The organism is Methylophilus sp. DMC18 (assembly GCF_056314005.1).
Genome location: NZ_JBQUZE010000002.1, coordinates 405,447 through 425,773, shown reverse-complemented (window position 1 = coordinate 425,773; position 20,327 = coordinate 405,447). Strand labels below are relative to the sequence as shown.

The following is a 20,327-nucleotide window of genomic DNA, read 5'->3' as shown; positions in this document are numbered from 1 at the left end:
TATGGCATCAACCGCATTACCAACTGGAGTGCCAACGCACGATACTCCAATAGCCGACTATTGTCAGCAAGATAGAGACCACAACATGCGAGGTGACATAAAGCAACATTCCACCGTAATTTTGCTTTTGTAACAAGCTGAAAGCTTCTGCCGAAAAGGTAGAGAAAGTGGTTAACCCGCCCAAAAAACCGGTTGTCATCAACAAGCGCCACTCCATAGACAGGGTTGGAATCACCTGCAAGATACCCAACGCAATGCCCATTAACAGGCCCCCAATGGCATTGGCGAGAAAAGTGCCGAACGGGATCAGTCCACCTTGATTCAAGCTCAATGCCAGGCCCCATCTGATCCATGCACCAACACTGGCACCGAATGCGACTGCTAGCCATGATTTCATTTGAATATCCTTCTAAAACGTGAACAGGCAATGTATCATAAGTTTAAAAACATTCAGCTTCAACCGCCCGTTGATTTAAAGAGATTGCCTTGCGTTTACTATTCGTTACTTCAGAAGTTTTCCCGTTAATCAAAACAGGTGGTTTGGCAGATGTCAGTGGTGCACTCCCCACCGCCCTCGCTAGCAGTGACACAGAGATTCAAATTCTGTTACCGGCTTATCGTGGCATGCTGGCGCAATGTAGTTCACCCAAACACTTGGGCAGCTTACAGCCCTTCCATGATATCCGCTGCGAGCTCTACAAAACTTTATTACCAGGTACCAATATCCCCTTGCTGCTCATAGACTGCCCTGCGCTCTATGACCGGGATGGCGGCCCTTACCATCACCCGCTCCATGGGGAGTGGGAAGATAACCCGTTGCGGTTTGGGGTGTTGTCAAAAGTGGCAGCCATGTTGGCGATGCCTAACATGCTGCAGGCCTGGCAGCCAGAGATCGTCCATTGCAATGACTGGCAAACTGGATTAACGCCCTACTACCTCAAGCAAATGGGCAGCCAGGCCAAGTCCGTGTTCAGCATCCACAACCTGGCCTTCCAAGGCAACTTTCATGCTGACTGGCGCTATCGATTAACCCTCAACCTTGAGGACTATCAGGCAGAAGGCTACGAGTTTTATGGCCAGGTCTCATTCATGAAATCCGGTCTGTTTTACGCCGATGCTTTATCAACCGTCAGCCCAACCTATGCCCGAGAAATTCAAACCGATCAGTTTGGTTTTGGTTTTCAAGGCTTGCTGCAGCATCGTGCGGCAGATTTAACCGGGATTTTGAATGGCATCGATACCGAAATCTGGAATCCCGCACAAGACCCTTATTTGCCAGCACACTACACTGCCAGTGCGTTATCCGGCAAGCAAGCGATCAAGCAAGCCTTGCAGGCAGAATTAGGACTGCGTCAGCAAGCAGATACGCCACTGTTGGGGGTCGTTAGTCGCCTCACCTATCAAAAAGGGCTGGATATGCTGATCGAGATTGCTGACGTACTGCTTGGCAGCGGCTGTCAATTAGCCGTGCTTGGCAGTGGTGAGGCCAGCATGCAACGGCAGTATCTGAGTTTAATGCAACGCTATCCTGGACAAGTGGCCGTGACCATCGGCTATAACGAGCCACTCTCGCACCGTATCATGGCCGGTACCGATATTTTCGTCATGCCCTCGCGGTTTGAGCCCTGCGGGCTGAACCAGATGTATGGCTTGCGATATGGCACGATTCCCGTAGTCGCCAATACTGGTGGACTGGCAGACTCAGTGCATGGCGGCGAAATCAATGCCCAAGGGGTTCCCGGCACGATGACTGGATGGGTCATGGCTGACAATGACGCATCGACACTTTTGGTCACATTACAAACTGCGATGCAGGTTTATGCCAATTCTGGTCAGTGGCAACAGCTGCAACGGCAAGCGATGCAACAGGATGTGAGCTGGGAAACCAGCGCCCAACACTATCAAACACTGTACCAAAACGTGCTTTCAAGCCCAAAAGCCTGATTTTTAAAGCCAGAGAGACAAAAAGGAGAAGTTGGCACGGAAGCTGCTTATTACTAATCAAGCTTCTCCAAAGCTAACTTCTCCTCCCTCAAGACGCCGAATAGGCGTCTTTTTTTTGCCTGAATTCAGACTCAGTCGCTTATTCAGCGGCCGCAGGTGGTGTCATATTCAAAAAGTGTTCGCGGTAATACTTAAGCTCATCAATCGACTCATAAATATCCGCCAGGGCTTCATGACGGCTGGCTTTTTTAAATCCCGCATAAATATCCGGGCGCCAGCGACGTGATAACTCTTTAAACACGCTTACATCAAGATTGCGGTAATGGAAAAATGACTCCAGGCGTGGCATGTAACGCGCCATAAAGCGCCTGTCTTGACAAATTGAATTGCCACACATCGGCGACTTGCCTGCAGGCACATGCTCTTTCAAGAATGCCAGCATGGCATCTGTTGCTGCTTCTTCATCCAGGGTCGATGCCTTGACCTTATCGATCAAGCCACTCCGGCCATGCGTGCCTTTATTCCAGGCATCCATGCCATCGAGTACCGCGTCAGACTGATGAATGACCAGCACAGGGGACTCTGCAATCACATTTAATTGTGCATCGGTGACGACGGCAGCTAATTCCAGAATGCGGTCCGTGTCAGGCAGTAAACCGCTCATCTCCATATCCAGCCAGATTAAATTGTCCTGATTAGTTGCCAATTGTGTGCCTCTCGTCATGATTTCCATTAAAATGAAACATTATATTCAGTTCAGTGAACAAGGTGGAGTTAAATCCATCAAAATAGCTAACTGAAATCATTCATCCTCATTACTGTTATGTCCGGATTATTTACTCAAATTTTTGTCGCTGTGATTGTAATCAGCTTGGCAGTACGTGTCTGGCTCGGCTTGCGCCATATTCGCCATATCCAGCAACATCGTGCACAAGTGCCTGCCGCCTTTAGTCAAACAATCAGCCTGGAGGCGCATCAACGCGCTGCAGACTATACGACCGCCAAGGTAAAACTGCGCTTGAGTGAAACCGTCATGGAGTCATTGATTTTGCTGGCACTCACGCTAGGCGGCGTTTTACAACTGCTGGATCAGGCCTGGCAACAATGGCTGCCTGACCATGAAATCATTCGTGGTGCACTGGTCATTTGCTCGGCCATGTTGATCTCGGGTGCAGCGACCCTGCCGTTTGATTACATTCAGACTTTTAAAGTCGATGAGAAATTTGGCTTTAACAAGATGTCACGCAGCATGTTTTTTAGTGACCTGGTTAAACACACCGTTGTTGGCTTAATGCTGGGCGGACCAATCTTGTTTGTCGCGCTCTGGCTTATGCAAGGTGCTGGCGACTTATGGTGGCTCTACCTGTGGCTGATCTGGAGTGCATTTAACCTGTTTATGCTGGCAGTGTATCCCATCTGGATTGCGCCACTGTTTAACAAATTTACGCCCATGCAGGATCAATCCCTTAAGGCACGTATTGAGGCCCTGTTGCAAAAATGCGGCTTTGCCAGCCAAGGCTTGTTTGTGATGGATGGATCCACCCGCTCTGGTCATGGCAATGCCTACTTCACCGGTTTTGGCAAAAACAAACGTGTCGTGTTCTTTGACACCTTGCTGGAAAAGCTCAGTGCCGATGAAATTGAAGCGGTGTTGGCCCATGAGCTTGGTCACTTCAAACACCAGCATGTCATTAAACGCATTATCATGATGTTTGGATTAAGCCTGTTAGGACTGGCGTTATTGGGTTACCTGATCAAACAGGAATGGTTTTTTACAGGACTGGGGATTTCGGCACCGAGTAACCACATGGCTTTGCTGCTGTTCGTGCTGGTCTCGCCCGTCTTCATGTTTATTCTGCGTCCAGTCATGGCGGCCTACTCCCGAACCAATGAGTTTGAAGCCGACCACTACGCGGCACAACAATCCAGACCACAGTTTCTGATTGATGCACTGGTTAAGCTGTATCGTGACAATGCGTCTACGTTGACGCCGGATCCACTCCACTCTGCATTCTATGACTCGCATCCACCGGCGAGCCTGCGGATTGCCAAGTTACAAACGTACGCATGAAAGCGCTCCTGCTGATCAGTTGGTCTTTATTGCTCGCCAGCCATGATGCAAGCGCAACTGAAGCCCAGCTGCAAGCAGGAAAAAAACTGGTCGACACCCATTGCATCAGTTGTCATGCCAGCAGCTATGGCGGCGATGGTAGCGGCATTTATACACGTGACTACCGCAAAGTGCGCTCTTTCAATGGATTAAAAGCTCAAGTCACCAACTGTAATACCATGCTCAACCTTAAATGGTTCGATGATGAAGAGCAGCAAGTGGTACAGTACTTGAATCACACCTACTATCATTTCTAGCATGTCGCATCCAGGCCTGATTGTCGCTGCCTATGGCAAGCGCTATAACGTAGAATTGCCCGATGGGCGTATTCTTAGCTGTGTCACGCGTGGCAAAAAAGTCGATAATGCGGCAGGTGACCGCGTCACAGTGACCCTCACTGCCAACAATGAAGGCGTCATTGAGAAAACCGCAGAACGGACCACCCTGCTCTATCGCAGCAATGCTTATAAAAGCAAAGTGCTGGCAGCCAATGTCACCCAGATATTGATTGTGCTGGCAACGCAGCCCAGCTTTTATGAAGACCTGCTTAACCGTTGCCTTGTCGCTGCAGAAGCCGCTGGCATTCGGGCTGTCATTCTCCTCAACAAATGTGACTTGCCTAATCCACAAGCCCTACAAAAGCTGGAGCAATATGCAGCGCTTGGCTACCTCACTTTGCAACTCAATGCACGGCAATCGGTAGAGGCGCTCAAACCGCTACTTGCGGGTCACACCAGTGTATTAGTTGGGCAGTCCGGCATGGGAAAATCTACGATTATCAATAGCCTACTCCCTGAAGCACGCAGCAAAACACAGGAAATCAGTACCACACTGGATAGTGGCAAACACACCACGACAGCCACCCATCTCTACCATCTTGATCAGGACAGCGCCATTATTGACTCACCAGGCCTGCAGGAGTTTGGGCTGTATCATATCAATGAGACCGAGCTTGAATATGCATTTGTCGAGTTCAGGCCTTTTATTGGTCACTGCAAATTCAATAATTGCACGCATACGCACGAACCAGACTGCGCGATTCTAAAGGCTGTCCAAGCAGGCAGCATTCCCCGCGAACGCTTACAAATATTCCAGCAAATCCGTAGCGAAAATAGCGTGCAAGTCTACGGTTAACCTCCGTTATCTTCTACACTCCTCAGCGTTAGATACAAAAAAACACCCTGCCGAAGCAGGGTGTTTAGTCTTTTAACCGACCAATGACTTGATCGGTCATAAGCTGAGTTGATTACAGTGCGAATACGTTCAATGCACCGCCGCCAGGCGCAGCGTTGTACTTGGTCAACTCTTTGTAACCACCAGCAGCACCCAGTGCGTCTGTGTCAGTCGTCATGCCCAAGTTCATCGCAACACCAGCCCAACCACCGATACCAGACAAGATACCCACGTATTGCTTGCCTTTGTTACCGTAAGTGAAAGCGTTACCAATTGCACCGGAACCGACTTGGAATTTCCACAGTTCTTTACCGGTTTTCGCATCAACCGCCTTGAACCAACGATCCAATGTACCGTAGAACACGATGTCTGAAGCTGTAGTCAGAGCACCACTCCAAGCAGAGAACTTCTCTTTGTTGTACCAAACTTTTTTGTTGGTCATTGGGTCATAAGCACCGAAACCACCCATCACGCCGTCTGGACCAGCAAACATGGTCAGTGTCGCACCAACCCATGGTTGACCAGCAACGTATTTGGACTCAACGGGCTCGTATGTCATACATACGTGGTTCAGTGGAGAGTACATCAAACCGGTTTTTGGTGAGTAGGCTGCTGGCTGTTGGTCTTTAGTTCCCAAAGCTGCTGGGCAGATACCCTTAGCATTATAGTCCTGGTGTGTTGAGTAACGGCCATCTTTGCTTGGCACACCTGTTTTCAGGTCTACATCATTTGCCCAGTTAACGAATGGGTGTACTTTTTCAGCGGCAATTAAAGTACCGGTCAGTGCGTTCCAGGTGTAAGCAAAACCGTTACGGTCATGGTGCCATGCGTATGTTTTGCCACCTTTGTCAAACAGGATCACTTCGTTCACACCGTCGTAGTCCCACTCATCGTGTGGTGTCATTTGCATTGCCCATTTAGCAACACCAGTATCCAGATCACGTGCAGTCACAGTCATAGACCATTTGTTGTCGCCTGGACGTACATCTGGGTTCCAAACTGATGGGTTACCCGCACCGTAGTAAACCAAGTTTGTACGTGCATCATATGGCCACCAGCCCCATACGGAACCACCACCATGTTGCCAGCCGTCTTTAATCGCTTGTGGTTTCAACCAGGTACGAGTACCCAACTCTTTTTCGCCACCTTTGATTTGGTCAGCTGACAAGCGCTTGAAAGAACCACCTTCTTTGTTACCACCATTCACGTCTTGATAAACAGACAGTGCGTTGTAAAGCGGATTGTCTTTGTTAGTGTTAGCGTCGTGCAGTGTTTCAGCATCAGGACCTGTAGAGTAGGCTTTCCATGCCAGAGAACCGTCTTTCAGGTTGTATGCAGCGATAAAGCAACGTACGCCGAACTCAGCACCTGAGCAACCGGTCAGTACTTTGTCTTTGATCACATGTGGTGCGTTGGTGTTAGTTGCACCGACTTTTGGATCAGTGTTTTTAACGTCCCAAACTTTAGCACCGGTTTTTGCATCCAAAGCAACCAGCATGCCGTCGTTTTGTTGCAAGAAGATTTTACCGTCACCAAAACCCAGACCACGCGTCACGTTGTCACAGCACAATACTGCTTGTACGCTTGGGTCTTGTTTAGGAAAATAGGTCCAAACGATTTTCTGATTGTCGTTCAGGTCAAGTGCGTATACGTTGTTTGGGAAAGCAGTCACGATATACATCATGTTGCCAACAACGACTGGAGAGCCTTCGTGACCACGGTTTACACCAGTCGCGAATGTCCACGCCATTTTCAGGTTTTTAACGTTGCCCTTGTTGATTTGTGCCAAAGCGCTGTAGCCTTGGTTATTATGTTGACCACGTGGATGTGCCCAGTTGTTGGGATCTTTCATCGCAGCTTCTTGATCAGCAGCAGCGAATGCGAGCATTGGCATGGCAAGCGCAACGCTGGCAGCAATACCAAAAGCAGTTTTGATTTTCATGATAGTTATATCTCCGAGATAATCACAAGGTAGCAATTGTTAACATCAATTGCGCGGTGCTTAAGTTGCCACTGGCACTAGGATTTCCAGAGCTGAAACATCCTGTAACGGATATATGTCACTTTATTAAGCGCTTGTAACTGTAATATAAATAACCGCCCATGACAGCCAGCCAGTTTAAGGTTTTATTCATGGGCCAGAGCGGGAATTTTTCCGAAAACTTTATTGAATTGCTTTTTTTTTGTATCATCTGGTAACGGAAGGCCATGTCCTAGTGTGCCCTTCAGGTAAGCGTGCCCAATGTGATGTGCAGGCACCCTTTTCTTGAACATAAGGCAAACGCAGACGTGCTGAGACCCTGGTATTACTCACTGGTATTAGATAAAGACTCCCCTTCCTCCATACATCAGCAACTCATAGATCACTTCAGGTCTATGATAGAAGCAGGTGACTGGTTAGGCGGTAGTCCCTTGCCCAGCTCACGCGATATTGCGCAACGCCTTGGGATCAACCGAAAAACGGTTTCACGCGTGTACGAAGAGCTTTCTGCACAAGGACTGATCTACACTCAACCCAAGCGCGGCACTTTTGTGGCCGAGACCACCAAGCGTGCCAGCTCAGCAGACAAAGTGATGGCGGGCCAGAGCCAGCCATCTCCCGCACCACTCACCGAAACCAGCAACATAGAAAGCCTGATCCAAAAAAGTAGTATTCATCATCTGCGCCGGGCAGCATTGCATCTGCACAAATTGCGGCAAGCAGATTACGATGTCACGGGCTTGCATCATCTCAAGCATTTGCTGGCAAATTTGCTAGCACATGAACGGCGCTATCTGGTGCCGCCGGAACATATTGCCTGTGGCGCGCGGCATGGCCTGCAACAGGCGATCCTCTGCAATCTGGATGCAGCCCATGGTTATGTATTAATTGATGCCGAAGTCGGGACCGGGTTGGAGCGCGCGTTGAAAAAGCACGGTATTCCAGTCATGAAACTGCCTGAAATGGCATGTAACCAGACTCAGCAGTTTATTGATCAGGTTGAAAAATACTGCATCAATTTTCCGGTATCCGCAGTGTGGTGTGATAGCAGCAAGATTGTGTCACCAGACCACCTGGAAGCCGAACACACCCTGATTGCACAAAAATTGTCCGATTATGGCCTGCTGCTCATTGATGACCAGCGTAGCCGCCTCCCCCTGGGCCTTGAGCATCAACCGCCACTAGCAGCAAAGTACGCACGCAGCCTGCTACTCGGCAGCCTCTATGGTACCTTTTGCGAGATGTTCAACATTTGCTATGTGGCGAGCAATCTGGGATTCACAGACAAGTTCTTGAATGAAATGGACGCCCATTCACAATCTCCGTTGCTCTTGAATATGCTGGCGCAAAGTGACCTGATTAAACGCGGTGAGTATAAAAAACTGGTGACCACAATACATCGCACCATGGCTTAAACAAATACACTCACTTAGCAATCAGGCACGCACCAAATTGGTTGAAAGGAACCAAACAAAGGCGAAAATCGGCTATTAATAACCACCAAATTTTCAGGAAAAAATCCTATTTACTTTAAAAATAGATTTTTAAAACATTGAGTTAAATTGAATTTATAGAGTTGGCATGAGAAATGCTAAGTTCAAGCCGGGAGTGAGCTATCACTAGGACCGATACCAGCAGACTGCATATCCGCCGGTATCGGGGTAGACACTCCCAAACTTGCATATTGATCTCAGTCAGAATAAAAAAGGCAACGCAATTGCGCTGCCTTTTTTATTCTGACTTTTAGACTGGATCTGCCTCACGGAGAGACAGACACAACCCAATTACTCTTGACCGATTTGGTAAACTTCGTAGCTGGTTTCCACAATCTTACCGGTTGTCGCATCAACTTCAACTTTGACTTCTTCGTTGTCTGCTTCGAGGATATCAAATTCGTAAGAGGCTTTGCCATCTGGTTCAAGCTCATACTCCACTTCAACCACTTTACCAGCATGCGCCGCCAGAGCTGTGGCTTTGGCATCGGCTTCTGAAACTTTAGCCAAGGCTTTGAATTTCTCGTCATCCGCGGTCACTTCTTGCTCTACTTCTGTGACTTTACCTGTTTTGGCGCTACACTCGATATCCCAAGCAGAGCCGTCTTTGGACTGCACATCAAACTCGTATACCAATTGCTTGCGCTCTGATTTGGCTTCGACTTTTACAATTTTGCCATCATGCACAGACAAGGCCGCTTTTACGCACTTACCCAGGCTGTCGTAGGCTTTTGGTTTGATAGTTTCATGGTCAGCGAATGCTGGCGCTGACAATACACCGCATACAGCGGCAATGATGAATGACGCTTTGATTTGCATAATGATCTCCTAAGATTAAGTCATGAACTCATCGTGCAAGACTGCGCTAGGGACGCATCTTGACACATTCACAACGATGCAAAGGATATCAAAAACAAACAGGGGTTTTGCAAATATTACACCTTATTAACAAAATGGTTTAAATCAACCATTTCACGCCCTTCACCAGCCTCTTTAGACCGCAACTGGCGCCTTGATAGCAGGATAAGGATCGTAGTTTTCCAGTGTGAAATCTTCAAACTTAAAGGCAAAAATATCGCTAACTGCCGGGTTAATCCGCATGTTAGGCAAGGCACGTGGTGTGCGTACAAGCTGCTCTTTGACTTGCTCCATATGGTTGCTATAGATGTGGGCATCGCCCAGCGTATGCACAAAATCCCCCAGCTGCAAATCACACACCTGCGCGACCATCATGGTCAACAGAGCATATGAGGCAATGTTAAACGGCACGCCGAGAAAAATATCCGCACTTCGCTGATAGAGCTGGCAGGACAGTTTGCCATCTGCCACATAAAACTGGAAAAAAGCATGGCATGGTGGCAACTTCATCCGCTCAACATCGGCCACATTCCAGGCTGACACAATTAAACGACGAGAGTCAGGGGTCTTTTTGATCTGCTCTATAACCTGCGAAATCTGGTCAATATGACTGCCATCCGGCTTGGGCCAATTGCGCCATTGATAACCATACACAGGCCCAAGATTGCCTTGTTCGTCTGCCCACTCATCCCAAATGGTAACGCCGTGTTCCTTGAGGTAGGCAATATTGGTACTGCCTCGCAAAAACCAGAGGAGCTCATGAATAATCGACTTCAGGTGTACCTTTTTGGTCGTTAATAATGGAAAACCTTCTGCCAGGTTAAAGCGCATCTGATAGCCAAACACCGAGATCGTGCCTGTACCGGTGCGGTCAGTTTTGACATGACCATGCGCAAGTACGTGGTTCAGTAAATCATGATACTGTTGCATAGACAGGCTCCCGCTAATTTAGGTATTGGCGACGATAAATGCTTTAATCGCATCGACACTGACGTCCATGACAGTCGAGGTTTGCGGCAAGTCTTCCAGGCCTTGCAGGCTGGCTGGCCGCTCTGGTTTTTCTCCTAGAGCTTCCACGATGGCGTCTTCAAACTTGGCCGGCAGTGCCGTTTCCAATACTAGCATGGGCACATTTGGCTTACGGTGTTCCAGAGCGACTTTCAAGCCATCGGCAGTATGCGTATCAATAGTCACGCCATATTTTTCTTTGGTAGTGCGTATGACTTGCATCCGGTTGGCATGGTTACTATGGCCTGAAACAAACCCAAAGTCAGCCACTTTCTCAAAATAACCATCTGCATTCAGGTCAAACTTGCCCCCATGATCCACAGCGGTCCACAGCTCGCGTACCCTTGCGCTGTCTTGCCCCACCAAGTCATAGACAAAGCGCTCAAAGTTGGAGGCTTTGCTGATATCCATGGACGGGCTGGAGGTATGATAAGTATTGGCTGAACCACGCGGCGCATAAACGCCGGTATTGAAAAATTCGTCCAGCACATCATTTTCGTTGGTAGCAACGATCAATTGATCAATGGGCAAGCCCATCATGCGCGCAATATGCCCTGCACAGACATTACCAAAGTTTCCACTTGGCACGGTGAAGCTGACCTTCTGGCTGTTGTTTGTGGTCACAGCCAAATAGCCTTTGAAGTAATACACAATTTGGGCTGCAATGCGCCCCCAGTTAATGGAGTTGACTGCGCCGATTTTGTATTGCGCCTTGAATGCATGATCATTTGAGACGGCTTTGACCATATCCTGTGCATCATCAAATACCCCTTTAACCGCAATATTGAAGATGTTTTTATCTTGCAGGCTGAACATCTGCGCCGTCTGGAAGCGGCTCATTTTCTGGTAAGGCGATAGCATGAAGACACGTACGCCTTTTTTGCCACGCATGGCATATTCGGCCGCTGAGCCTGTATCACCGGACGTTGCGCCCAAAATATTGGTGGTCTGGCCAGTTTTTTCCAGCACGTATTCAAACAGGTTGCCCAGTAGCTGCATCGCCATGTCTTTAAACGCCAGCGTTGGCCCATTTGAGAGACTCAACAGGTAGAGATTATCCTCGAGCTTGAGTGTAGGTGTAATGTCCTCGGCATTTTGGCCAGCACGCGCATATTGATAGACTTCAGCCCGGTAGGTTTTATCAATAATGGCTTTGAGATCTGCGTGTGGAATATCACTGTCATCAACCAAGCGTGACAAAACCGCAAACGCCAGCTCACGGTAACTCATGCCACGCATGGCATTGAGGTCAGCATCGCTGAATTGCGGATACTGCTCAGGCAGATACAAGCCGCCGTCTGGCGCCAGGCCACCCAGCAAAATCTCACTAAAACTCAAAGCAGGCGATTGCCCGCGGGTACTGATATATTTCATTGTATGACACTCACTGAATTTGGCCGGGTCAACATTAGACTGACTTAGCGCGACAAGGATTCGACACGGATTTTTGTCACTTTACCAGTCAAGGCGGGCAAGGCCTCGATACGGGCGATCGCGGTATCCATGATTTTTTCCTGGGTGGTATGGGTCAGAATAACGATATCTGCTTCTGACTCCCCATCTGCGGGCTCTTTCTGCAGCATGGCATCAATCGAAATTTGCAGATCAGCCAGAATCTTGGTGAGATCGGCCATGACACCGGGTTTATCCGATGCACGCAAACGCAAGTAATAATCAGAATGCACTTCTGCAATCGGCAACACGGGCAAAGCTTGCTGCTGATCTAACTGGTAGCCCAAATAGGCCACGCGTTGTTCCGCCTGCGTGCCCTGCAAGCGCGCGATATCGACTAAATCAGCCACCACGGCACTCGCGGTAGGCTCAGCGCCCGCACCGGCGCCGTAGTATAAGGTAGGCCCAACGGCATCGCCTTTCACCACAACGGCATTCATGGCGCCATCGACATTGGCAATCAGGCGTTTTTCCGGGATCAAGGTGGGATGCACACGCAACTCGACGCCCTCACTGGTTTTCTTGCTGATGCCCAGCAATTTAACGCGGTAACCTAACTCTGCCGCATAGCTAATATCTTGAATGCTGAGTTGAGTGATGCCCTCAGTATAAGCTTGTTCAAACTGCATGGGCATGCCAAACGCAATACTGGCCATGATGGTCAGCTTGTGTGCGGCATCAATGCCTTCGACGTCAAACGTCGGATCAGCCTCGGCATATCCCAGACGCTGCGCTTCTTTGAGCACATCTGCGAAGGCGAGGCCTTTGTCACGCATTTCGCTGAGGATAAAGTTGGTGGTGCCATTAATAATGCCAGCCACCCATTCGATTTTGTTGGCACTTAAGCCTTCACGTAAAGCCTTGATGATGGGGATACCACCTGCGACCGCCGCCTCAAACGCTACGATCACGCCTTTATCAGACGCAGCTTTGAAAATTTCGTTACCATGCACGGCCAGCAAGGCTTTGTTGGCCGTGACCACGTGCTTGCCATTGGCAATGGCTTGCAGCACCAGCTCCTTGGCAATGGTGTAGCCGCCGATCAACTCGACAACCACATCGATCTCCGGGTTATTGACCACGGCAAAGGCGTCGTCAGTCAGGGCAACCTGCCCATTAGTAACCTGTTTGGCGAGCTCCAGGTTGCGGTCAGCCACTTGCACAATACGGATATTGCCCCCAATCCGGCGCGCGATTTCCGCCTGGTTACGGGTGAGCACGGTATAAGTACCACCGCCTACTGTGCCTATGCCTAACAATCCAACTTTTAATTCTTTCATACTTAATACTCACCATTGATGGCATGCCCACTGGCACACCTTTTATTTTGAATGTTTCTTTCGATACCCATCGAGGTAACGCCCGATACGTGTCATGGCCTCGGTCAGGTCATCCACATTAGGTAGGAAGACTACACGGAAGTGGTCTGGCGACTTCCAGTTAAAACCGGTCCCCTGTACCAGCAGCACTTTTTCTTCGAGCAGCAAGTCGAGAATAAATTGCTGGTCATCTGCAATCGGATACATGTTGGCATCCAGCTTGGGGAACAAATACATGGCGGCCTGAGGTTTGACACAGGTCACCCCTGGCATCGCGGTCAACATGTCATAGGCCAGATCGCGCTGTTTGCACAGACGACCACCAGGGGCCACCAGATCGTTGATACTTTGGTATCCTCCCAACGCAGTCTGGATCGCCAGTTGGCCGGGCACATTGGCACATAAGCGCATAGAGGCCAGCATATTCAGGCCTTCGATGTAGTCCTTGGCGTCTTTTTTATCGCCAGAGATAATCATCCAGCCGGAACGATAGCCACAAGCCCGGTAGTTCTTGGACAAGCCATTGAAGGTCACAAACAATACGTCATCGGCCAGAGAGGCAATAGAAGTATGTGTATTGCCGTCGTACAAGACCTTGTCGTAAATTTCGTCGGCAAAAATGACCAGGCCGTGATGGCGGGCGATCTCAATAATGCCTTCCAGCGTCTCTTTAGGATACAAGGCGCCGGTGGGGTTATTAGGGTTGATAATCACAATGCCTTTGGTATTGGCATTGATTTTGTTCTCAATATCCTCAAGGTCGGGCAACCAGCCAGACTGTTCATCACACACATAATGCCTTGCCGTGCCACCCGCCAGATTAACGGCTGCCGTCCACAGTGGATAGTCGGGCATGGGCACCAGAATCTGGTCACCATTATTGAGCAAGCCTTGCATTGCCATGACAATCAGCTCGGACACGCCGTTACCAATAATGATGTCGTCTATGGTCACGCCAGTAACATTTTTTTGCTGGGTGTAATGCATGATGGCTTTGCGCGCGGCAAACAAGCCTTTGGAATCCGTATAGCCAGAGGCCTGATCCATATTATGAATCACGTCCTGAACGATTTCTTCTGGCGCATTGAAACCGAATGGCATCGGGTTACCGATATTCAGCTTGATAATGCGCTGCCCGTCTTCCTCCATCTGGCGTGCGCGCTGTAATACAGGGCCACGGATGTCGTAACAGACATTACTGAGTTTGCTGGATTTATTGACTGGCTGCATAGCGGATTAACAAACACATCTGGCGTGTGTTAAGCTCTTAAAGTAAAACTTTCATTCTACCTGCAAACCCTTGCTACATCAATGAACCTAGTACGTGGCATCGGGTCTGGATTGGATAGTCCTTGCACATTCAGCCACCTCACAATCGAGCTTCAAACTTATGAAACTACATCTGCATACCGGTGAACAGCAATACCAGATTCATGGCGTCGATAGCGATGCGGTGACCATCAATCAGCAGCGCTATCCACAACCAGTCATTGTCAGCGATCAGGCACTGCGCACTGACTGGTTTCATGGTCCTTGGGAAAAGCTGGACGCTCAAGCTTTATCAGTCATTCTGGAGTTCAAACCAGAAGTCGTGTTATTGGGGACGGGAGACAAACAGCGGTTTATTCACCCCAAACATCTGCAGCCCTTTTTATCTGAACTGATCGCTGTGGAATGCATGACCACTGCAGCCGCTTGCCGTACCTTCAACATTTTAAGCGCAGAAAACAGAAAAGTCGTGGCTGCCCTGCTACTTGAAAAACACCTCTCGGACGCAACTTAGCCGCTTACTGCGGCTTGAGCGTCACGCTTAGCCCATCCGGGGTGACTTTAAACTGGTCGGGGTGATACTTTCTACCGGCATAACTCAAATCTTCCGGCTTCACTTCATATAGGACGACCTGCTTAAACCATTGCCGACCTATGTCTTTAGCCAACTGCTGGGCGAGGTTGCTCCACTCACTGCCAGCACCATCCAGCTGTAATGAATCCACCTCAGGCTGATCCAACACCACCGTCTGTTGCGCCTGATCAAACCTCAACAAACCAGAGAGACCGAGTTTACCGGTCGCAGAGTTGGCCAGCAAATCGCTACGAACATTCGCATCCATCAAGGCATGTATGCGGCCAGAGCCAGGCTCGACCGAAACGAGTGCATTAGAAAGCTGAAGATGAAATACACGCATGAGTGTGATCGGTTTTTCCAGTTTTCGATTCAACTTTTGCTGTAATTGTGCCGTATTAATATGCAAGGTGTGTTCGCCCAGACTCACACAGTGCGAGAGGAGTAACGCTAGCAAAACACTGAGGCAAAGCCCGATTAATTGACGCATTTGTAAGCCCTATTTAACACTTGTAACATTCAACAAAAATCGAAAACACTTCACAGAGGATAAGATAAGATCGTGCGCTATGGAAATTAAACATCGCCTCCAGCCTGGATTTACATTGGTAGAAATGATTGTGGTCATGCTGATTCTATCAGCGCTGGCTGTGACTGCCTATGCACGTATTTCTCAGGTCGACTCACAGGCCAGACAAGCCAGCTTGTCAGCCTTCAAAGCTAACGTACAAGCGACTGCCATCATGGCCAAAGGCGTATGCATGTCCGATCCGCAATGTGACAGCCAGCAAGTGGCACCGTCAACCACGATAGAGGGCAATGTTATTTACTTCAGCCAAAGCTATCCTGTCGGCTGGCTGGGCAATAGTGATGGTGCAGGCACCCTCAACCAGTTACTAGACACTGGGAAATTTGCTATCCAGCCATCCCTGTCAGATCGTGAGCATGCCACCTATTATTTGCAAGGGGCCAGAAACAGCGCACACTGCAAGCTGGAATATATCCTGACCTCTGGTGCAAACAGCACTCAGCCCCTGACGATCCAGACAGACAGCAGCGGTTGCTAATATCAGGTCAAGCAGGCACCAAAAATAAAAAAGCCGTGTGTTGAAATCACACACGGCTATGCTATTTACGCTATGATATTTACAGCTAAACCCAAGCTTAAAGATGTTTGGTTGACAAGGTCAATGTGGCGTTGGTGCCACCAAAACCAAAGCTGTTAGAAAGTGCGGTTTGCACCTTGGCAGATGGAATGGCCTGACGCACAATATTCAAGCCCTCAGCCGCCGGGTCCAGATGATCAATATTGGCAGAGGCCGCAATAAATCCGTGCTGCATCATCAGCAATGTATAAATGGCTTCATTGACACCGGCGGCCCCAAGCGCATGACCAGACAGTGATTTGGTCGAAGCAATCGCTGCCCGGCTTTGCGTGCCAAAAACAGCGCGAATGGCTTCAAGCTCTTTGGTATCACCAACCGGGGTGCTAGTCCCATGCGTATTGATGTAATCAATGTCTTCCGGACTAATCCCTTGCAGGGCTTGCTGCATACACCGCACCGCCCCCTCGCCGCTGGGAGCCACCATGTCATAGCCATCAGAGGTTGCCCCGTAGCCTATCACTTCAGCATAAATCTGCGCACCGCGGGCTTTGGCATGTTCGTACTCTTCAAGCACGACAATGCCGCCTCCACCGGAGATGACAAAGCCATCCCTATCCACATCGTAAGTACGGGAAGCTTTTTCAGGCGTCTCGTTATACTTGCTCGACAAGGCACCCATGGCATCAAACAGATAACTCATGGTCCAGTGCTCTTCTTCGCCGCCGCCAGCAAACACGATATCCTGTTTACCCAATTGAATTTGCTCTACACCGGCGCCGATACAGTGGGCACTGGTTGAACAGGCAGAACTGATGCCGTAATTAACGCCCTTGATTTTCGCCCCGGTCGCCAAGCAGGCAGCAATGCCACTGCTCATGGTTTTGGTGACCATGTAAGGTCCCACACGACGAATCCCTTTTTCAGCCAGTGTATTGGTGCCTTCCAGCATACTCTCGGTGGAGGTCCCCCCGGCACCGACAATAAGGCCGGTCCGCACATTAGACACCAGTTCAGCTGGCAGTTGCGCATCAGCAATCGCTTCCTGCATGGCCAACCAGGCATAAGCATGGCCTTTGGCCATAAAACGCAACAACTTACGGTCAATCAGGGCTTCGATATCCAAATTTTTAATCGAACCCGCCACGTGCGAGCGCAAACCGCGCTCGGCATACTCCGGCTGATAGCTTATGCCAGAGCGCCCGGCTTTCAGGCTCTCCAGCACTTCTTGTTTGTTATTACCGAGACTTGATACGATACCAAATCCTGTAATCACTACGCGACGCATTGCGCCTCCCTTAAACTTCAAAAAACGGTCACGAATACTAAAAATGATCCGTACTAAAAATTGTCTGTGGTGGTAAACAGCCCAACACGCAAATCGCTGGCAGAATAAATCTCACGACCATCCACCTCCATCCGTGCATCCGCAATCCCCATCACCAGTTTGCGCATGATCACGCGTTTTAAATCAATGTGATAACGCACCAACTTGGCCTTGGGCAGGACTTGACCGGTAAACTTCACCTCGCCTGACCCCAGCGCACGGCCACGTCCAGGCCCACCTTTCCAACCCAGAAAAAAGCCTACCAGCTGCCACATCGCATCCAGACCCAAACAGCCTGGCATCACAGGGTCTCCGGTAAAGTGGCATTCAAAAAACCACAGATCAGGACGGATATCCAGCTCGGCAATAATTTCGCCCTGGCCATATTTTCCACCTTCATCAGAAATCTTTACGATCCGGTCAAACATCAGCATAGGAGGCAGTGGCAATTGCGCGTTGCCTTCACCAAACATTTCGCCGCGACCGCAAGACAGCAACTCCTCTTTACTGAAACTACTTTTTCTAGTCATGTATTTTTTAGATTTTTAGTATAAAACAATATTTTCGCCGGAAATTGCGTTTAGTGAAAGCTTTTTGTCACGCAAAGACTATACAGACCTGTATACTTTTCTTCAAAACACAGGTAACATTCCCAAAATTGTTACTGAATTTTACATATTAAAAACCGGCTGTCTGACGGGGTTTAAAAAAGGATTCGTGAATTTTTCACCCCGTTAAAGTTACAATTTAGTTACAATCAGAATCACTTAATACATTCAAATCATCAGGAACTCAGGCATGCAAGAACAACAACTCAACGATTGGCGTACCCATGCGCTCACACTCGAGTCAGAAGTCAACAAAGTGGTCGTCGGTCAGGAAACCCCGGTACGTCTGATTACCACGGCCGTGTTTGCGCGTGGCCATGTGCTGCTGGAAGGTGATGTGGGCGTTGGCAAAACCACCTTGCTGCGCGCATTCACCCGTGGCATTGGCGGTGGCTACCAGCGAATTGAAGGCACCATCGACCTGATGCCGAATGATTTGGTGTATCACACTTATTTGGGCGAAGATGGCAAACCTCATGTCAGCCCCGGTCCGCTGCTGATGTCAGGCCAGGACTTGTCGATCTTCTTCTTTAACGAGATCAACCGCGCGCGGCCACAAGTGCACTCCCTCATGTTGCGCGTGATGGCGGAACGGACACTGACCGCGTTTAACAAAGAACATCACTTCCCGCACATGCTGGTGTTTGCTGACCGCAACCAGGTAGAGCGTGAAGAAACCTTTGATATTCCTTCAGCAGCGCGCGACCGTTTCATGATGGAAATTCCAATCGTGGTGCCGCCTGCACACGACATTATGGAATCCCTGATTTTTGATACGCGCTTTCATGATGTAGACCAACTGATTTCAAATGTGCCAGCCGACATCCTCCAGTTTGACCAGCTAAACAGTTTTGCCAAGGTAATCCAGGAAAACATTCAGGCCAGCCCTGCCCTGCGCAAATATGCACTTGACCTGTGGCTGGCCACCAAAGATCCGGTTGCCTATGGCGTCAAGGTCTCCAACGTAGACATGAAGCGCCTGGTACTGAGTGGCGCAAGCCCGCGCGGGATGGGTATGCTGCTGCGTGCCGCCCGCGTCAATGCCTGGCTCAATAACCGCGCTGCAGTGATACCGGAAGATATCCATGCCGTGTTCCATGAAACCATTGCCCACCGCCTGGTCTTTAGCCCGGTCTACGAAATGCGCCGGACTGAAATCGCCCGAGAATTGCTGTCTGGTATCGTTCACGCGATTGCTGCCCCTTAATGGATGATGTACGAATTCACAAATAACGAGTACTGAAAAGTGATGCAGACAATTAAGGAATTCAGCTACCACATCGGCTGGCGCTCGCGCGCACGTCGCCCAGGCCGCCACAAGAGCAATCAGCGTGGCATGGGGATGGAGTTTCGCGGTCATACCACGCTGCTGTCCTATCCTGACCCGCGCCGGATTGACATCCGCCAAACCATACGTGACCCCATGGAGCAGGTTTATGTGCGTATTTTTAACCAGAAAAGCGCCACGCCTGTGTTTGTCCTGTGTGATATGTCGGGCTCCATGCAATACGGCACACCGCATACCAAACTGGTGACTGCGGCTGAAATCACCCGCTCGGTCGCCCAATCGGCTTGCCGCAATACGGATCCTGTTGGCTTTATCGGCTTTGATGATGATTTGCATGACGCGTGGCTGTCTACGTTGTCTTCACGGCCACACAGCATGTTTGACCTGGCTGACCGCCTTGAAAACCATTTACCCAATGAGGTCGGTGCCGCCGCCCTGCTGGAAAGCGTCAGGTTGTTACCACGCGAGCGATCCCTGATTTTCATGGTGTCCGATTTCCATATGCCGCTGGAACAACTGGAAGCCGCGCTGGTGCTCATGCTGCGTCATCATATTGTGCCAGTGGTGTTATGGAATAGCACTGAATACAAGCAGTTGCCGGAATTTGGCATCACCAGTATCAATGACCCTGAAACCGGCGAGCGGCGCACGCTGTTTTTACGCGCCTCCTACCGTCAACGCATCCTGGAAGCGTTCGCGGCCCGTCGCCAGGCCATTGAAGATATTTTTATGAGATTTGATATGCAGCCTTTTTTTGTGGAAGACCAATTCGATGCCGATTTACTGACCGAATACTTCCATCAATACGTGCCTGCCTGAG

Annotated in this window: 20 protein-coding genes; 9 read left to right on the top strand and 11 right to left on the bottom strand. The window is 49.5% G+C overall.

What is annotated here, in order from left to right:
- Positions 1–16: 16 nt before the first annotated feature.
- Entirely contained in the window at positions 17–397 is a 381-nt protein-coding gene (gene crcB, locus ACT53G_RS05950; protein WP_379075934.1) for a fluoride efflux transporter CrcB, read from the bottom strand.
- A gap of 89 nt (positions 398–486) precedes the next feature.
- Between crcB and glgA the strand changes: the two genes are divergently transcribed.
- Positions 487–1,944: a glycogen synthase GlgA gene (gene glgA, locus ACT53G_RS05945; protein WP_379075931.1), complete on the top strand. Its 1,458-nt coding sequence runs from the start codon at positions 487–489 to the stop codon at positions 1,942–1,944.
- A gap of 139 nt (positions 1,945–2,083) precedes the next feature.
- On the opposite strand, the gene orn is transcribed toward glgA, so the two are convergent.
- Positions 2,084–2,668: an oligoribonuclease gene (gene orn, locus ACT53G_RS05940; RefSeq protein ID WP_275355495.1), complete on the bottom strand. Its 585-nt coding sequence runs from the start codon at positions 2,666–2,668 to the stop codon at positions 2,084–2,086.
- A 99-nt stretch (positions 2,669–2,767) separates the two neighbouring features.
- Here orn and ACT53G_RS05935 point away from each other — a divergent pair, with 99 nt between their 5' ends.
- Genes ACT53G_RS05935 through rsgA form a run of 3 tightly spaced genes read left to right on the top strand, consistent with a single transcriptional unit; the run spans position 2,768 to position 5,188 of the window.
- Positions 2,768–4,015 (top strand): M48 family metallopeptidase, encoded by a 1,248-nt coding sequence (locus tag ACT53G_RS05935; protein WP_275355496.1) that lies wholly within the window; start codon positions 2,768–2,770, stop codon positions 4,013–4,015.
- The gene (locus ACT53G_RS05930) at positions 4,012–4,311 is read left to right on the top strand and encodes a c-type cytochrome (protein ID WP_194747813.1); all 300 of its coding nucleotides are present in this window, start codon (positions 4,012–4,014) and stop codon (positions 4,309–4,311) included. Before ACT53G_RS05935 ends, ACT53G_RS05930 begins: the two co-directional genes overlap by 4 nt.
- A 1-nt stretch (position 4,312) precedes the next feature.
- Complete coding sequence (gene rsgA / locus ACT53G_RS05925; RefSeq protein ID WP_476168939.1) at positions 4,313–5,188, top strand: ribosome small subunit-dependent GTPase A; 876 nt, start codon at positions 4,313–4,315, stop codon at positions 5,186–5,188.
- A gap of 112 nt (positions 5,189–5,300) precedes the next feature.
- On the opposite strand, the gene ACT53G_RS05920 is transcribed toward rsgA, so the two are convergent.
- Entirely contained in the window at positions 5,301–7,169 is a 1,869-nt protein-coding gene (locus tag ACT53G_RS05920) for a PQQ-dependent dehydrogenase, methanol/ethanol family (protein WP_338654395.1), read from the bottom strand.
- Between the two features lie 347 nt (positions 7,170–7,516).
- Here ACT53G_RS05920 and ACT53G_RS05915 point away from each other — a divergent pair, with 347 nt between their 5' ends.
- Complete coding sequence (locus ACT53G_RS05915) at positions 7,517–8,623, top strand: GntR family transcriptional regulator (RefSeq protein ID WP_338654398.1); 1,107 nt, start codon at positions 7,517–7,519, stop codon at positions 8,621–8,623.
- A gap of 369 nt (positions 8,624–8,992) precedes the next feature.
- Here ACT53G_RS05915 and ACT53G_RS05910 read toward each other — a convergent pair whose 3' ends face one another.
- The 5 genes from ACT53G_RS05910 to ACT53G_RS05890 all read right to left on the bottom strand — a co-directional run bounded on the left by ACT53G_RS05910 (position 8,993) and on the right by ACT53G_RS05890 (position 14,568).
- The gene (locus ACT53G_RS05910) at positions 8,993–9,520 is read right to left on the bottom strand and encodes a PepSY domain-containing protein (protein WP_275355502.1); all 528 of its coding nucleotides are present in this window, start codon (positions 9,518–9,520) and stop codon (positions 8,993–8,995) included.
- Positions 9,521–9,694: 174 nt separating this feature from the next.
- Positions 9,695–10,489, bottom strand: a complete 795-nt coding sequence (locus ACT53G_RS05905; protein ID WP_476168938.1) for a thymidylate synthase — start codon at positions 10,487–10,489, stop codon at positions 9,695–9,697.
- A gap of 18 nt (positions 10,490–10,507) precedes the next feature.
- On the bottom strand, positions 10,508–11,941 hold the full coding sequence (gene thrC / locus ACT53G_RS05900; RefSeq protein ID WP_476168937.1) for a threonine synthase: 1,434 nt from the start codon (positions 11,939–11,941) through the stop codon (positions 10,508–10,510).
- Between the two features lie 44 nt (positions 11,942–11,985).
- Positions 11,986–13,299, bottom strand: a complete 1,314-nt coding sequence (locus tag ACT53G_RS05895) for a homoserine dehydrogenase (RefSeq protein WP_476168936.1) — start codon at positions 13,297–13,299, stop codon at positions 11,986–11,988.
- Positions 13,300–13,341: 42 nt separating this feature from the next.
- Entirely contained in the window at positions 13,342–14,568 is a 1,227-nt protein-coding gene (locus tag ACT53G_RS05890; RefSeq protein WP_194747826.1) for a pyridoxal phosphate-dependent aminotransferase, read from the bottom strand.
- A 160-nt stretch (positions 14,569–14,728) separates the two neighbouring features.
- On the opposite strand from ACT53G_RS05890, the gene ACT53G_RS05885 reads away from it, so the two are divergent.
- The gene (locus ACT53G_RS05885) at positions 14,729–15,121 is read left to right on the top strand and encodes an Mth938-like domain-containing protein (protein ID WP_476168935.1); all 393 of its coding nucleotides are present in this window, start codon (positions 14,729–14,731) and stop codon (positions 15,119–15,121) included.
- A gap of 4 nt (positions 15,122–15,125) precedes the next feature.
- Here the strand turns inward: ACT53G_RS05885 and ACT53G_RS05880 are convergent, their stop codons facing one another.
- Entirely contained in the window at positions 15,126–15,671 is a 546-nt protein-coding gene (locus ACT53G_RS05880; RefSeq protein WP_476168934.1) for a DUF1439 domain-containing protein, read from the bottom strand.
- Positions 15,672–15,750: 79 nt separating this feature from the next.
- On the opposite strand from ACT53G_RS05880, the gene ACT53G_RS05875 reads away from it, so the two are divergent.
- Complete coding sequence (locus tag ACT53G_RS05875; RefSeq protein ID WP_194747830.1) at positions 15,751–16,248, top strand: type II secretion system protein; 498 nt, start codon at positions 15,751–15,753, stop codon at positions 16,246–16,248.
- Positions 16,249–16,345: 97 nt separating this feature from the next.
- On the opposite strand, the gene fabB is transcribed toward ACT53G_RS05875, so the two are convergent.
- Positions 16,346–17,572, bottom strand: a complete 1,227-nt coding sequence (gene fabB, locus ACT53G_RS05870) for a beta-ketoacyl-ACP synthase I (protein WP_476168933.1) — start codon at positions 17,570–17,572, stop codon at positions 16,346–16,348.
- Between the two features lie 53 nt (positions 17,573–17,625).
- Positions 17,626–18,141, bottom strand: coding sequence for a 3-hydroxyacyl-[acyl-carrier-protein] dehydratase FabA (fabA, locus tag ACT53G_RS05865; RefSeq protein ID WP_194747833.1), 516 nt, complete (start codon positions 18,139–18,141; stop codon positions 17,626–17,628).
- A 268-nt stretch (positions 18,142–18,409) separates the two neighbouring features.
- On the opposite strand from fabA, the gene ACT53G_RS05860 reads away from it, so the two are divergent.
- Entirely contained in the window at positions 18,410–19,426 is a 1,017-nt protein-coding gene (locus tag ACT53G_RS05860; protein ID WP_476154431.1) for an AAA family ATPase, read from the top strand.
- Between the two features lie 42 nt (positions 19,427–19,468).
- On the top strand, positions 19,469–20,326 hold the full coding sequence (locus ACT53G_RS05855; RefSeq protein WP_194747837.1) for a DUF58 domain-containing protein: 858 nt from the start codon (positions 19,469–19,471) through the stop codon (positions 20,324–20,326).
- Position 20,327 lies beyond the last annotated feature (1 nt).

Bases quoted from the DNA above. Each gene is read 5' to 3' on its own strand.
- fabA (WP_194747833.1), bottom strand. From the start codon at position 18,141: ATGACTAGAAAAAGTAGTTTCAGTAAAGAGGAGTTGCTGTCTTGCGGT.
- fabB (WP_476168933.1), bottom strand. From the start codon at position 17,572: ATGCGTCGCGTAGTGATTACAGGATTTGGTATCGTATCAAGTCTCGGT.
- ACT53G_RS05910 (WP_275355502.1), bottom strand. From the start codon at position 9,520: ATGCAAATCAAAGCGTCATTCATCATTGCCGCTGTATGCGGTGTATTG.
- ACT53G_RS05920 (WP_338654395.1), bottom strand. From the start codon at position 7,169: ATGAAAATCAAAACTGCTTTTGGTATTGCTGCCAGCGTTGCGCTTGCC.
- ACT53G_RS05895 (WP_476168936.1), bottom strand. From the start codon at position 13,299: ATGAAAGAATTAAAAGTTGGATTGTTAGGCATAGGCACAGTAGGCGGT.
- crcB (WP_379075934.1), bottom strand. From the start codon at position 397: ATGAAATCATGGCTAGCAGTCGCATTCGGTGCCAGTGTTGGTGCATGG.
- thrC (WP_476168937.1), bottom strand. From the start codon at position 11,941: ATGAAATATATCAGTACCCGCGGGCAATCGCCTGCTTTGAGTTTTAGT.
- orn (WP_275355495.1), bottom strand. From the start codon at position 2,668: ATGACGAGAGGCACACAATTGGCAACTAATCAGGACAATTTAATCTGG.
- ACT53G_RS05855 (WP_194747837.1), top strand. From the start codon at position 19,469: ATGCAGACAATTAAGGAATTCAGCTACCACATCGGCTGGCGCTCGCGC.
- ACT53G_RS05890 (WP_194747826.1), bottom strand. From the start codon at position 14,568: ATGCAGCCAGTCAATAAATCCAGCAAACTCAGTAATGTCTGTTACGAC.
- ACT53G_RS05905 (WP_476168938.1), bottom strand. From the start codon at position 10,489: ATGCAACAGTATCATGATTTACTGAACCACGTACTTGCGCATGGTCAT.
- ACT53G_RS05930 (WP_194747813.1), top strand. From the start codon at position 4,012: ATGAAAGCGCTCCTGCTGATCAGTTGGTCTTTATTGCTCGCCAGCCAT.
- ACT53G_RS05885 (WP_476168935.1), top strand. From the start codon at position 14,729: ATGAAACTACATCTGCATACCGGTGAACAGCAATACCAGATTCATGGC.
- ACT53G_RS05935 (WP_275355496.1), top strand. From the start codon at position 2,768: ATGTCCGGATTATTTACTCAAATTTTTGTCGCTGTGATTGTAATCAGC.
- rsgA (WP_476168939.1), top strand. From the start codon at position 4,313: ATGTCGCATCCAGGCCTGATTGTCGCTGCCTATGGCAAGCGCTATAAC.
- ACT53G_RS05860 (WP_476154431.1), top strand. From the start codon at position 18,410: ATGCAAGAACAACAACTCAACGATTGGCGTACCCATGCGCTCACACTC.
- ACT53G_RS05880 (WP_476168934.1), bottom strand. From the start codon at position 15,671: ATGCGTCAATTAATCGGGCTTTGCCTCAGTGTTTTGCTAGCGTTACTC.
- ACT53G_RS05875 (WP_194747830.1), top strand. From the start codon at position 15,751: ATGGAAATTAAACATCGCCTCCAGCCTGGATTTACATTGGTAGAAATG.